Genomic DNA, 12,108 nt, shown 5'->3' with positions numbered 1-12,108 from the left:
AAGCGCCCATGAAATTCGATACCGCGTACTGCATCAGCCTCGACGACAAGTTGTCGATCTATGACGTGCGTGATCTGAATTTCGATGAAACCCTGGTCTTCGATTCGGCCAGGGAAAGTTTCCAGTGCCCCAACGATGCATGCCGCGCAGCGTTCGATAGCACTAATCAACTAGGCACTTTCAACGCCAAGAACGTCAACTACATCCGCACGCCGCATTTCAAGAACCTGCCCGCCACGCTTCATATAGAAGGATGCCCTTATGGGGTCAGCAAAAGCGCCGGTAGCGTGGAAGGCACCGCGACCGAAGAGGAACGCGAGGAGCATTTCCCCTCGGAGCTGCTCTTAAGCCGCCGTGAATACGTGCGCAAGCCGGCTAGCCCCCAAGCGGCAGTGGATGCCCCACAGGACACTCCGCCAGCCGCTACGGCCAGTTCGCACAAGCCCCATCCCGGGCGCGACACTACCCCGGACAAGACCAGCGTCTTCGCCCACCCAGTGGAGTGCTTTGTGTCGAACATCGACGACAAGGAACTGCTCAAGCGCATGCCGCTGAAGGTCGGCGAACACACGGCCAGCTACGCCTCATTCTTCAAGAAGATCGAGTACCTGCTGGACAACAAGGGGCTTATCTACTGGGGCAAGATCAAGGAGATCAAGGACTACACCCAAAGCTTTCGCATCGATTTCGAGCAGAAAGTCTGGTTCAAGGCAGAGGGCGAAACCAAGAAGAAGCCCTACTCGGTCAATGTCTACCTGAGCAAGAAGCTGATCGACAGCTACCGCAAGCGCAAAGCCTTCCTCGAGGAGATCAAGGGCGCCGCCGACAGCCAGCGGGAGCTGTACTGTTTCTTCTATGGCGTGACGCCGGCGCTCAAGCAAGTGCCGAGCAAGAAAGACCCCGAGTCGACCTTCGGGGTCTTCAGCGCCAATATCGAGAACCTGGATCACTTCGTGATCCGTGAGGCGCCGGGGCTGGAAGCAAAATAACCTCCTTCGGTTTCAATGCTTGGGCAGCTCCAGAGCGACGGCCCCGGGGTGCTTCCTGACCAACGCATACGGCAGCACCGCCCACTCAGGCCCGTCACAGGCCCGCGCTACCCGAGGAAAGTAGGCCTTGAGGAACAGCCCCTTGGGAGTGAAGTACCAACTGTTATCGCCCCAGACGCTCTCATCGCTGTAGTTGCAGCCCTCGTCGGGGTCGGTCGGCTCGCGCATCTTGGCGGGGTACAAGGCGCGAAACTGCTGGACCAGCCAGGGTGCCAGTTTTTCCTGGGTGTATTCGTAGAGGCCTGTGCGCTCAGCTTCGGTGAGACGAGTGTCCCCTTTGCCATTGCGGTCGCTGTGCAATAGCGGTTTGCCTTGCCCCACCCAGAGCACATCGGACAGTGACAACGGGTGGCCACTGTTCACGTCGATATTCATGGGGGAGTCGCCAAAGTCCGGGTGAGCACCGCCGCAGGAATAGCTGGTGGAGATATTCACGCTCAGTACCGCCGCTGAGAAGAACTGTGGTTTTACCGTCTGCATGAATTCGCCCTCCTGGGAGCCGGCTCCCAGCAGGCACTCGTGGTAGGCGCTCACCTCGCGCCACAGACGCTCCATCAACAACTGATTGAGACGCTGTTGCTGAGCTTCCGGGTAACCGCCGACCACCTTGAACATCGACAGCTTCGACCCTGGCTCGCTCCACCATTGCAGGGTGTAACCCATGAAGCTCTGCTGCTTGCCCTGCTTGAGGGCCAGGCCCTGCAGGCGCAGGTATTCGTACAGATCATTCGGATAAAGCTGCGCCAGATAGGGCAACGCATCCGGCTTGGGCGCCTCAGCCTTGGCCGTGGACAACTGCACATCGAGAGTCTTGCCCTTGGAATCCTGCCACTGTCCCTGCCAGCCATCGGCGGTTTGCTGCAACTTGAAGGTGGGCAGGGCCGCCTGCTCATCGTCAGGGCGGCCTCCTCCCTCCCGCAGCTCCAGCGCCTGCCCGACAAGCGTGCCGTTGAGTGCCAGATCATGGTGATACTTCTGATAGAAATATCGCCCTGTGACGTCCTTGGGATCGCCGGTATTGATTTCCAGCACAATCGGCATCTTGCCCAGAGTGCCGTTGAGAACCTGTCGAGAGGGCGAGGCCTGCAGACCCTGAAGGTAGATACACAGCAACAGGGCACCGAGGATCTGGCGCATCAATCCGTTGAACATGGAAACTCCCTTGCATGAAAAGGCCGCCAGCGTCGTCAGCAGCGCCTGGGCCTGTGGTAAGCGACGAGCAATTATGGACCGGCGCCCCAGGACAATCGAGCGGCCAAGCGTGACGCTTCTATCACTTCAGGCACATGCTCAGCAGCACCAGAAACAACAGACCGATGTAAACCCTCGCATGTACCCGGTCGGGGATCCTGCCGATCCAGTGCGCGGCCAGACGAATACCCAGCAACGAACCGAGGGTGAGGACAAAAAACGCCAGCAGGTCGACATAACCGACAAACCAGGGCCCCAGATCGAAGCGGCTATAGCCTGCCAGCGCCATATAGGTCGCAGTACCCGCCAGCGCCACGGGGACACTCAGCGGATTGGCCATGGAGGTGGCCTGGGTCATGCTCAGGCCGCAGCGACGTAGCAGGGGAACTGTCATGACACTGCCACCCACTCCGAGGAAGGTAGCAATGACGCCTATTCCTACACCGCCAAAGAGCGTTTCGCCTGATCCCAGGTCACGGGTTTTCTGCCCTACCGACTGTTCAAGAAACCCCCGGCGCAGCAGGCAGTCGGCAATGGTCAGGCCCAGGTAGGCAATAAAGGCATAGCGGATCACCTCGCCACTCACCCACATGGCCCCCGCCGCGCCAACTATCGCCCCCAGCCCGATATAGCCACCCAGGGGCCACAGATAGCGGCGGACAAGATTGCCTGCGCGCTGGTGCCTGCCGGTGGCAACCAGGGCGTTGACGATCATCACACAGGTCGAAGTGGCTACCGCGACATGCATCGCCGCCTGCCCCACCGCCGAATCGGCGCCCTGGCTGCCGAGCAACATCCAGTACAGCAACGGCACCACCACAAACCCGCCACCAAAGCCGAACAGCACGGCGCTGATGCCCGTCATGCAACCAAAAAGTGCCAACAGTAGATAGAACATCAAGGCGTTTCCATTCAGGTAGACGCCCTGGAAGATAGAACCCCAGCGCTTGGCCGGCTTCAGCAAATTGGCCAATAATGTTTGCGTTTACGCCAAATACGGGACTGTGTCGGCATGCGCAATATCTCCATCGACCAACTGGATCAGACCCCGCGCCCCGTGCTCGCCATTGGCACCGACTACCCAGACGGGCAACGCCTGCCGCGCCATCGGCATCGGCGGGCGCAACTGCTCTATGGCGCCACCGGAGTGATGCAGGTCAGTACCGATCAGGGCAACTGGGTGGTGCCACCGCAGCGGGCGGTGTGGATTCCACCGGGGGTGGAACATGAGGTGCTGATGCTTGGGGTCAGCACTCGCAGCCTGTATATCGAGCCGGCCGCGGCGCCACTGGACAGCAGCGGCTGCCGGGTCATCGGCATCTCGCCACTGCTGCGCCAGCTACTGCTGGAAGCAGTGGACATGCCCCTGGAATACGACCTGGACGGGCGCGACGGGCTGCTGATCAACCTGCTGCTGCACGAAATCCAGCGTTGCCCTGGCCTGCCGCTGCACATTCCCTTGCCGGCCGGCGGCCCACTGCTGGAGCTGTGCCGGGCTTTTCTCGCCCGGCCCGATGTCCATCAATCCCCCCTGCACTGGGCAGACCGACTGCATGTCAGCCTGCGTACCTTCAATCGCTGGTTTCGCCAGGAGACCGATATGAGCTTCGTGCAGTGGCGGCAACGGGCCTGCGTGATCCAGGCCCTGGCCCGGCTGGCGGCCGCGGAGCCGGTAACCCGAATCGCCCTGGACCTGGGTTATGACAGCCCTGGCGCGTTCTCCACCATGTTCCGTCGGGTGCTGGGGCAATCCCCCAGCACCTACCTGAATCAAGAACATCCAGCCCCTGGAAAAGCCTTGTGACCAAAGGCTGGCGCAGTGGCAGAAATTGAGTTTGATCCGGACGCAAAACAACTGTACAAATATCCAGTATAAAGCCAACGCACTGCCTAACCTCCCGGAGAAAACCATGGCCTCTCTCGCGATGAAAATCACCCTGGAACGTATCGCTCTCTATCAATTCACCCCGCAACACTGTGCCCAGGCCCGGGACATGCTGGGCTGGGACATGGATCAGCTGTCCCGCGAGTCCGCGGTCTCGGTGCAAGCCATCCAGCGCTTCGAAGCGGGCTACGAGGTCCGTGACGTGACCCGCCTGGCCCTGGCGTTCTGCCTTGAGGCCCAGGGCCTGGTGTTCTTCCCGGGCTTCACCCCTGGCCGCGGCATGAACATCAAGGGAGCCACTCCCAACCCGATGGAGCGGCCCGACTACGCCCTGATCGAATGATCCAGCCGCCTGGGCAAGTGCTCGTACAAGGCCGGTACTGGCAGAGGGGTCGAGCCCGGACGAACCGGCGGGCAGGCCAGGGTTTTGATCCGGGCCTCATGGCGCCGCAAACGGCGGATGCCATGGTCACCATCCTCATAACCCGCCGCCCGGGCGAAGAAGGCCTGGGTCAGGCGGATTCGACGCCCGCCTGCTCCAGTGCACCTTCCACCTCCAGCCACCAGGCGGCTCCCCGCTGCGGCTGCGCCAGGTTGAAGGCTTCGCCCATTTGCGGCGTGGTGATGTTGGTACTGCGCTCCCAGGCCAGGGCCAGGATGCGGTCGAAGGGTTCGTGCCAGGCGTGCATCGCCAGGTCGAAGGTGCCGTTGTGGATCGGTAGCAGCCAACGACCTTGCAGGTCGATGTGGGCCTGCAGAGTCTGATCGGGCTGCATGTGCACATGGGGCCATTCGACGTTGTAGGCCCCGGTTTCCATCAGTGTCAGGTCGAATGGGCCGTACTGCTGGCCGATACGCTTGAAACCGTCGAAATAACCGGTATCGCCGCTGAAGAAGATCCGCGTAGGGCCATCGATCATCACCCAGGAGGCCCACAAGGTCCGGTTGCCATCGAACAGACCACGCCCGGAAAAGTGCTGCGATGGGGTGGCAACGAAACGGACGCCAGCGACCTCACAGCCCTGCCACCAATCCAGTTGCCGGACCTTGGCCGCCGGCACGCCCCACTTGATCAAGGTATCGCCCACCCCTAGCGGGGTGAGGAAATGCCGAGTCTTGTCCGCCAGGACCAGCACGGTCTTGTGATCAAGGTGATCGTAATGATCATGAGACAGGATCACCGCCTCGATATCGGGCAATTGCTCCAGGCTGATCGGCGGCTGGTGAAAGCGCTTCGGCCCGGCCCATTGCACGGGTGACGCGCGCTCGGCAAACACCGGATCGGTGATCCAGAACTTGCCGCGCATCTTCAGCAGCACGGTGGAATGCCCCAGGCGGTACACGCTGTGATCGGGCGCCGCCAGCAACTGCTCGCGGGTCAGCGGCTGCACCGGAATGGCTCCGGCCGGGCGGGTATTGCGCGGTTTGTGGAACAACATGTTCCAGAAGATCTGCAGGGTCTTGCCAAAGCCGGCACGACGCACCGGCGCATGGTTGCGAAAAGCCCCCTGCTCCTGGCGCGAGGTTTCCTCGCGGGGAGCACGGGTGATGCTTGACGAGACAGTGGCCATGATTGAAATGACTCCATGGAACGCAGCAAGGTTGCGACGTGGTATTGCGGGACGATCTACTGGCCAAGGCACGCAAGCATCAGCCGCCAATCATCGTTTCAAAGATGAACTACACTACACAGTGTAGTTTCTACATTGCAACAGGAAACAGACGAAGTAGACTGCCGAGTGTTTTTACCGACCACCCTGACCGAACCCAACTTATGACAGCCCCGAAGCGCCTCACCGACCTCAAACGCAGTGCCATCGTCCAGGCGGCGATCAGTGAATTTCGCACCAGCGGTTTCGAGATCACCAGCATGGACAAGATTGCCGCTACGGCTGGGGTGTCCAAGCGCACGGTGTACAACCACTTCCCCAGCAAGGAGGAACTGTTCGCCGAGATCCTGCACCAGCTCTGGGCCAGCATCAGCGCGCAATCGGAAATCATCTACCGCAGCGACCTGCCCCTGCGCGAGCAGTTGGAAAAGGTCGTGCGGGCCAAGCTGCAACTGCTGGCGGACGACAACTTTCTCGATCTGGCCCGGGTGGCCATCGCCGCAGCCATTCACTCGCCGGAACGGGCGCAGAACATGGTGGCGCGGCTTGGCGAACGGGAAGAAGGCCTGACCCTGTGGATTCGCGGCGCCCTGGCCGACGGTCGCCTCAAGCCGGTAGACCCGGAATTCGCCGCGACCCAGATGCACGGCCTGCTCAAGAGCTTCGCCTTCTGGCCGCAGATCACCATGGGCCAGGCGCCACTGGCAACAGGCATGCAAAATCAGGTCGTCGAGTCGGCGCTGGACATGTTCCTGGGCCGCTACCAGGCCTGAGTTCCCGGGGCACCTATGCGCGCCGAACCGCAGCCGGCGGTCGCCACCACTGTGAAATGGCTTGGAAGGACACTGATTATTCTCACTGGAATAAATGACAATATTCACCAGACTGATCCGATAAACGGCTAAGCCGAAAAAACACCACAAGGTGTTTCAGTACAGAACCTGGTGCAGGAATTTATGGAAAACCAACGCGGCAAGGGGCTGTCATTTGCCCGGCGCATCTATCGGCCAAGGATCATCGGCCTGGGTATCGGCGGTATCAGTGTATTCGCCACCCTCTACCCCCTTGCACTGCCCAGTTGGATCTGGGCCCTGCTCCTGTTCCACGGCCTGCTCTGGCCTCACCTGGCCTATCAACTCTCCACCCGTTCTGCCTTTCCCTACCAGGCAGAACGTCGCAACCTGCTGTACGACTCGATGCTGGGCGGTTTCTGGGCTGCCACCATGCAGTTCAATCCCCTGCCCGCCGTCACCATCCTGTCGATGATGGCCATGAACAATGTGGCCGCCGGGGGGGTGCGTCTGTTCATCCGTGGCGCTCTGGCCCAGGGCATCGGGGTCCTGTTGTCCTGGTCGCTGTTCGGCGCCAGCTTCAATACCCGGATCAGCCCGCTGCAGATCTATGCCTGCCTGCCGATGCTCACGCTCTATCCGCTGGCCGTGGGCATGGTCTGCTACCGGCTGGCGATCAAGCTGTCCGAGCACAAGCGCGCCCTGAGCGCCCTGAGCCGCACCGACAGCCTCACCGGTCTGCTCAACCACGGCTCCTGGAAAGACCTGCTGCATATCAAGTTCCACAAGTGCCAGCAGCAACAGATCAATGCCAGCATCGCCCTGATCGACATCGACCACTTCAAGGCGATCAACGACACCTACGGACACATCATCGGCGATACGGTGCTGCGCCATCTGAGCAACGAACTGCGGCGCAACCTGCGTCACGACGACCTCGCCGGCCGCTACGGCGGTGACGAGTTCTGCGTGATCCTGCCGCGCATGGACCGCCAGCAGGCACTGGAGGTCATGGAACGCCTGCGCCAGGTCTTCAGCCAGTACCGGCATCCGCAAGTGGCTGAACTGAAAGTCAGCCTGAGCATCGGCCTAGCCGCCTTCGACCGCGATTTCCAGGACCCTTCAAGTTGGCTCAACGCCGCCGACAAGGCCCTGTACCTGGCGAAAAACAGTGGTCGCAATCGAATTGCCAGCAATGACGACGAGGCTCATTCCCGGCAAACACAAATGGCATAAAAACCCAAAAAACTTATACAAAAAAGAAGTAAAAAACATTTTTGTACAACTTTATTTGGATTTATCCCGGCAATTGCCATCATAATGCCGCCACTTCGCTACCGCACAGGACCTCCATTCGGGGACAAATGCCGTAGCCCATCAATCCAACTAAATCGATTCGCAGCCACTACGTCTCCTCTTGATGCGGCCAACGATGCACGCCAGCAACGTCGCCCGCGTCATCGCTGCGAATTTATCTGTCAGTCATGGAACGCTGGCATTGAGCAGATAATGCCGAACGCTGGGGAGCATTCGGCATACCGGCGAACTCAATAGGGATCGACGCGACGTTTCTCCCACAGAGCACCAGCTACCATGCTATTCAACCGCCACAACAAGACCATCGATTCCCTGCAGCAAACCATTGCCGAACAATCCCGACTGCTGGAAGCCATCGATCGCTCCATGGCGGTGATCGAATTCGACCTGCAGGGCAACGTCCTGCGAGCCAACGCCAACTTTCTCCAGATCCTGGGCTATCGCGAAGACCAGGTGACAGGCCAGCCGCACCGCCTGTTCTGCACCCCGGAGTACGTTCGCAGCAGCGACTACCAGCAATTGTGGAACCGCCTCAGAAGCGGCCAGTTCGAATCCGGAACCTTCGAACGGGTGGCCAGCAACGGCCAGAGCCTGTGGCTGGAAGCCAGCTACAACCCCATCCGCGACGCATCCGGCGCAGTGTACAAAGTGGTCAAGTACGCCCTGGATGTCACCGCCCGAGTGCAGGAAGAGGTGGAGGCGCGAAACAAGCTGGACGCCATCGACCGGGCCATGGCGGTGATCGAGTTCAACCTCGACGGCAGCATCATCGGTGCCAACAGCAATTTCCTCAGCCGCATGGGCTACAGCCTGGCCGAGATCAAGGGCAAGCATCACCGCATGTTCTGCAAACCCGAGCTGATCAACAGCAGCGCCTACCAGGACTTCTGGAACCGCCTGAACCGGGGTGAGTTCTTCAACGGTCAGTTCGAGCGGATCGACAGGCACGGACGTACGCTGTGGCTGGAAGCCAACTACAACCCGGTCTACGACGCCAGCGGGCGCCTGTGCAAAGTGGTCAAGTACGCCGCCGACGTCACCCAGCAGGTGGAAAAACACGAACAGGATGCCCAGAGCGCGAGCCAGGCTTATCACATCTCGGTGCAGACCCGAAAAGTCGCCGAACAAGGCACCGGAGTGATCCAGCAAGCCGCCAGCGAAATGCGCCAGATCGCCGAGAACATCGAGGGATCTTCATCGCTGATCGCGCGCCTGGGCGAACGCTCCGAGCAGATCACCGCCATCGTCAACACCATCCGCGCCATTGCCGACCAGACCAACCTGCTGGCTCTGAACGCCGCCATCGAAGCGGCCCGGGCCGGGGACCAGGGCCGTGGTTTTGCCGTGGTGGCCGATGAAGTCCGGCAATTGGCGGCGCGCACCAGCGGCTCGACGGCGGAAATCTCCAGCATGATCGACATGATCCAGAACGAAACGCAGCAAGCCATCAAGAGCATGGACGGTACCCGGGAGCGGGCGGCCAAGGGCGTGCAACTGGCGGATCAGGCGGGCACGGTGATCCTGCAGATTCGCGACGGTGCCAGCGAGGCGGTAGAGGCCGTGAGCATGTTCGCCAACGAACGCGGCGCCCCCTGAGGGCAGGCTTTCCCGGCGTCGAGAGCGACGTCGGGCCTGGCCCGGGAGGCTATAGTGGCCTGACGTCCCAGTGCCTGGCGGAGGCCATCATGAGTTCCAGCGACACCCCGAAGAAACCCACTCCGGTCATCGACCACCTGCGCTTTCATCGCGCCCATGCCCACCTGGCGCCGACCTTCGGCACCGATAACTTCGCCTTGAAGGCCGAAGCCTTCGCCCGGTTCTTCGGCACCCCGACCTTCCTCGGCGCACAAACCCTGGTGGTGCTGGTCTGGGTGGCCCTGAACCTGACCGGCGTCACCCATTTCGACGTCTATCCCTTCATCCTGCTGAACCTGGCCTTCAGCCTGCAATCGGCCTATGCCGCCCCGCTGATTCTCCTCGCACAGACCCGCCAGGCCGCGCGGGACAAGGCCCAGGCGGATGCCGATGCGCAGCACCGCGAAGCCCTGGCCGTTGCCAACAGCGAGCGCCAGGCCCAGGCCGCACAGACCACCACGCAACTGATGGAGCTGCTGGAACAGAACACCCGCCTGACCGAAATGACCAAGCAACTGACCGAGCGCATCGAGAATCTCACCAGTGAGATGCATGAGCATTTCGTGCGCAAGGATCAACCCAAGGCCTGAAGGCCTCAGGGCCAGCGCAGGTGCCGCGCCAACTCGTCGAACAGTGTCACCACCGAACGCAAGGCCCGACAGTCCGGGCGGGTCAGCAGCCACAGGGCGGTTTCCTGGCCCTGGGGTTCACTCAACGCTTCCAGCCCGGCGCTGCCCACCAGGAAATCCGGCAGCGCGGCCACGCCCAGACCAGCGCGCACCAGCTCGGTAACCGAAAGCATGCTGTTGCAGCGGTAACTGGGCTGTACGCCGGGCCATTGCTGGCGACGCCAGACCACGGTGGGGTGATCGGGCAGGAAATCGTCCGGGGCGATCCAGGCCAGCCGCGACAGATCAGTGCAGTCGACCCGTTGCCGATAGGCCGGGCTGGCGCATACCCGGTAGGACACCGCCCCCAGGCAGCGCCCCACCAGGTGCTCTGGAGGCCTCGCGGTCAGGCGCACGGCAATATCCGCATCACGCCGGTTGAGATTGGCGAAATCATTGGACGTGCACAGCTCGATGACCAGTGCCGGGTAGTTCGCCATGAACTGCGCCAGGGCCGGCAGCAACAGGCCTTGCAACACCGAATCGGTACAAGTCAGGCGTACCGTGCCGCTGACCACTTCGCCACCCCGGGCCACGCCGATACGCGCCGCTTCCAGGGCCTGCTCAGCATGTTCTGCCTGCTGCGCCAGGGCCTGGGCCAGGCTGGTGGGCAAGTAGCCGGCGCGGCTCTTGTCGAACAACTGCTGGCCCAGCCCGGCCTCCAGCCGGCGCACGGCGCGAAACACCGTCGAGACATCGACCTTGAGCAAGGTCGCAGCACGCGCCAGGGAGCCGCCGCGAACCAGGGCCAGGATCAATGAGAGATCGGGGTAGTCCAACTGATAGTGCGCTGGTGCAATGATCATTTGGGTAAACGCCAATATTGATTGCGTAGGCGCCAATTTATAGTGGGCCCAGGCCATCGACAAGTCAGGGTCACAACCGGAGAGTTCCATGCATCTACAGGTACCAGCACCGACCATTCGTATCGCCCTGGTGGGGGATTACGACCCACAGATCACCGCACACCAGGCCATCCCCCTAGCCCTGGAGCGGGCAGCGCAGGAGGGTGCCGGCCCAATGGAATACCAGTGGCTGGCAACCGCCGATCTGCACCAGGAGAAAGACCTGGAGGGCTTCCACGGTATCTGGTGTGTCCCCGGCAGCCCCTACCGCAACATCGAGGGTGCCCTGCTGGCGATCCGCGTGGCGCGTGAACAGCAGCGGCCATTTCTCGGTACCTGTGGCGGCTTTCAGCACGCGGTCCTGGAATACGCCCGCAATGTGCTGGGCTGGGCCGATGCTGAACACGGTGAAACCGCGCCCGAAGCCGAGCGCGTGCTGCTCACGCCCTTGAGTTGCGCCCTGGTGGAAGCCCGGGACTCGATTCAGTTGCGCGCCAACAGCCGCATCGCCAGGGCCTACGGCACAACCTGCATCGAGGAAGGTTATCGCTGCCGCTATGGCGTCAATCCGGACTTCGCTGGCGCCCTGCTCAGCGGCACCTTGATCCCCACTGGCCATGACAGCGCCGGCGACCTGCGCAGCCTGGAACTGGACGAGCATCCGTTCTTCGTCGCCACCCTGTTCCAACCCGAGCGCGCGGCCCTCCAGGACCGCACACCGCCTCTGGTCAGGGCCTTGCTCACGGCCTGCCGGGAGTGCCAAGCATGACTGACCGGACTCCCGCACCGCCCTACTACGCCGTGATTTTCAGTTCCCAGCGCGGTGAGGCCGACCCCGCCTATGAACAGGCAGCCGAACGCATGCTCGAACTGGCGCGCCAGCAGCCGGGGTTTCTCGGGGTCGAATCGGCACGAGGTGAGGACGGCTTCGGCATCACCGTGTCGTACTGGAGCAGCGAAGCGGCGATCCTGGCCTGGAAGCAGCACCCCGAACACAGCGCGATCCGCGAGCGCGGTCGGGCACAGTGGTATCGCCAGTTCAGCACCCGGGTGAGCAAGGTCCAACGGGCTTACGGCTTTCCAGGCTGAGCCCGCTTCAGGCACGGATTCCCGGGCC

Annotated in this window: 13 protein-coding genes and 1 pseudogene; 10 read left to right on the top strand and 4 right to left on the bottom strand. The window is 61.7% G+C overall.

From position 1 onward, the window contains the following. The first annotated feature begins 8 nt into the window (after window positions 1–8). Window positions 9–989, top strand: a complete 981-nt coding sequence (locus tag M2395_RS21070; protein WP_015636684.1) for a hypothetical protein — start codon at window positions 9–11, stop codon at window positions 987–989. Between the two features lie 12 nt (window positions 990–1,001). Here the strand turns inward: M2395_RS21070 and M2395_RS21065 are convergent, their stop codons facing one another. Beyond that, on the bottom strand, window positions 1,002–2,201 hold the full coding sequence (locus M2395_RS21065) for a hypothetical protein (RefSeq protein WP_053159815.1): 1,200 nt from the start codon (window positions 2,199–2,201) through the stop codon (window positions 1,002–1,004). A 121-nt stretch (window positions 2,202–2,322) separates the two neighbouring features. Then, window positions 2,323–3,138 (bottom strand): sulfite exporter TauE/SafE family protein, encoded by an 816-nt coding sequence (locus tag M2395_RS21060; protein WP_053160067.1) that lies wholly within the window; start codon window positions 3,136–3,138, stop codon window positions 2,323–2,325. A gap of 114 nt (window positions 3,139–3,252) precedes the next feature. Here M2395_RS21060 and M2395_RS21055 point away from each other — a divergent pair, with 114 nt between their 5' ends. Continuing rightward, entirely contained in the window at window positions 3,253–4,044 is a 792-nt protein-coding gene (locus tag M2395_RS21055; RefSeq protein WP_011062784.1) for a helix-turn-helix transcriptional regulator, read from the top strand. 106 nt (window positions 4,045–4,150) lie between these two features. Continuing rightward, entirely contained in the window at window positions 4,151–4,468 is a 318-nt protein-coding gene (locus tag M2395_RS21050; protein WP_026020019.1) for an XRE family transcriptional regulator, read from the top strand. A gap of 169 nt (window positions 4,469–4,637) precedes the next feature. On the opposite strand, the gene M2395_RS21045 is transcribed toward M2395_RS21050, so the two are convergent. Further along, window positions 4,638–5,696: an MBL fold metallo-hydrolase gene (locus tag M2395_RS21045; protein WP_123431327.1), complete on the bottom strand. Its 1,059-nt coding sequence runs from the start codon at window positions 5,694–5,696 to the stop codon at window positions 4,638–4,640. Between the two features lie 203 nt (window positions 5,697–5,899). On the opposite strand from M2395_RS21045, the gene M2395_RS21040 reads away from it, so the two are divergent. The 5 genes and pseudogenes from M2395_RS21040 (at window position 5,900) to M2395_RS21025 (ending at window position 10,068) form a co-directional block, all read left to right on the top strand. Continuing rightward, window positions 5,900–6,508, top strand: a complete 609-nt coding sequence (locus M2395_RS21040; RefSeq protein ID WP_041752496.1) for a TetR/AcrR family transcriptional regulator — start codon at window positions 5,900–5,902, stop codon at window positions 6,506–6,508. Window positions 6,509–6,691: 183 nt separating this feature from the next. Further along, on the top strand, window positions 6,692–7,762 hold the full coding sequence (locus M2395_RS21035) for a diguanylate cyclase (protein WP_053159817.1): 1,071 nt from the start codon (window positions 6,692–6,694) through the stop codon (window positions 7,760–7,762). 357 nt (window positions 7,763–8,119) lie between these two features. After that, window positions 8,120–8,893, top strand: a pseudogene (locus M2395_RS31935) (PAS domain-containing protein); the annotation flags it as partial. Then, window positions 8,891–9,439, top strand: a complete 549-nt coding sequence (locus M2395_RS31930; RefSeq protein ID WP_370508327.1) for a methyl-accepting chemotaxis protein — start codon at window positions 8,891–8,893, stop codon at window positions 9,437–9,439. The pseudogene M2395_RS31935 and the gene M2395_RS31930, both read left to right, overlap by 3 nt. An 89-nt stretch (window positions 9,440–9,528) precedes the next feature. After that, window positions 9,529–10,068 (top strand): DUF1003 domain-containing protein, encoded by a 540-nt coding sequence (locus M2395_RS21025; RefSeq protein WP_041119556.1) that lies wholly within the window; start codon window positions 9,529–9,531, stop codon window positions 10,066–10,068. Between the two features lie 5 nt (window positions 10,069–10,073). Here M2395_RS21025 and M2395_RS21020 read toward each other — a convergent pair whose 3' ends face one another. Beyond that, complete coding sequence (locus tag M2395_RS21020; RefSeq protein WP_123431328.1) at window positions 10,074–10,952, bottom strand: LysR family transcriptional regulator; 879 nt, start codon at window positions 10,950–10,952, stop codon at window positions 10,074–10,076. An 88-nt stretch (window positions 10,953–11,040) separates the two neighbouring features. Between M2395_RS21020 and M2395_RS21015 the strand changes: the two genes are divergently transcribed. Then, complete coding sequence (locus tag M2395_RS21015) at window positions 11,041–11,760, top strand: CTP synthase (RefSeq protein ID WP_123431329.1); 720 nt, start codon at window positions 11,041–11,043, stop codon at window positions 11,758–11,760. Continuing rightward, complete coding sequence (locus tag M2395_RS21010) at window positions 11,757–12,080, top strand: antibiotic biosynthesis monooxygenase (RefSeq protein WP_011062793.1); 324 nt, start codon at window positions 11,757–11,759, stop codon at window positions 12,078–12,080. The genes M2395_RS21015 and M2395_RS21010 overlap by 4 nt, the downstream gene beginning before the upstream one ends. Window positions 12,081–12,108: the final 28 nt, after the last annotated feature.

The sequence above is a fragment of the Pseudomonas sp. BIGb0176 genome, assembly GCF_024810175.1.
Lineage (GTDB): Bacteria > Pseudomonadota > Gammaproteobacteria > Pseudomonadales > Pseudomonadaceae > Aquipseudomonas > Aquipseudomonas protegens.
The sequence above is the reverse complement of the archived record's forward strand: the minus strand, read 5'-3'. Positions and strand labels throughout refer to the sequence as shown.

What these genes read in the sequence shown, in the direction of transcription:
- M2395_RS21070 (WP_015636684.1), top strand. Translation starts at nt 9, where the DNA reads ATGAAATTCGATACCGCGTACTGCATCAGCCTCGACGACAAGTTGTCG.
- M2395_RS21065 (WP_053159815.1), bottom strand. Translation starts at nt 2,201, where the DNA reads ATGTTCAACGGATTGATGCGCCAGATCCTCGGTGCCCTGTTGCTGTGT.
- M2395_RS21060 (WP_053160067.1), bottom strand. Translation starts at nt 3,138, where the DNA reads ATGTTCTATCTACTGTTGGCACTTTTTGGTTGCATGACGGGCATCAGC.
- M2395_RS21055 (WP_011062784.1), top strand. Translation starts at nt 3,253, where the DNA reads ATGCGCAATATCTCCATCGACCAACTGGATCAGACCCCGCGCCCCGTG.
- M2395_RS21050 (WP_026020019.1), top strand. Translation starts at nt 4,151, where the DNA reads ATGGCCTCTCTCGCGATGAAAATCACCCTGGAACGTATCGCTCTCTAT.
- M2395_RS21045 (WP_123431327.1), bottom strand. Translation starts at nt 5,696, where the DNA reads ATGGCCACTGTCTCGTCAAGCATCACCCGTGCTCCCCGCGAGGAAACC.
- M2395_RS21040 (WP_041752496.1), top strand. Translation starts at nt 5,900, where the DNA reads ATGACAGCCCCGAAGCGCCTCACCGACCTCAAACGCAGTGCCATCGTC.
- M2395_RS21035 (WP_053159817.1), top strand. Translation starts at nt 6,692, where the DNA reads ATGGAAAACCAACGCGGCAAGGGGCTGTCATTTGCCCGGCGCATCTAT.
- M2395_RS21025 (WP_041119556.1), top strand. Translation starts at nt 9,529, where the DNA reads ATGAGTTCCAGCGACACCCCGAAGAAACCCACTCCGGTCATCGACCAC.
- M2395_RS21020 (WP_123431328.1), bottom strand. Translation starts at nt 10,952, where the DNA reads ATGATCATTGCACCAGCGCACTATCAGTTGGACTACCCCGATCTCTCA.
- M2395_RS21015 (WP_123431329.1), top strand. Translation starts at nt 11,041, where the DNA reads ATGCATCTACAGGTACCAGCACCGACCATTCGTATCGCCCTGGTGGGG.
- M2395_RS21010 (WP_011062793.1), top strand. Translation starts at nt 11,757, where the DNA reads ATGACTGACCGGACTCCCGCACCGCCCTACTACGCCGTGATTTTCAGT.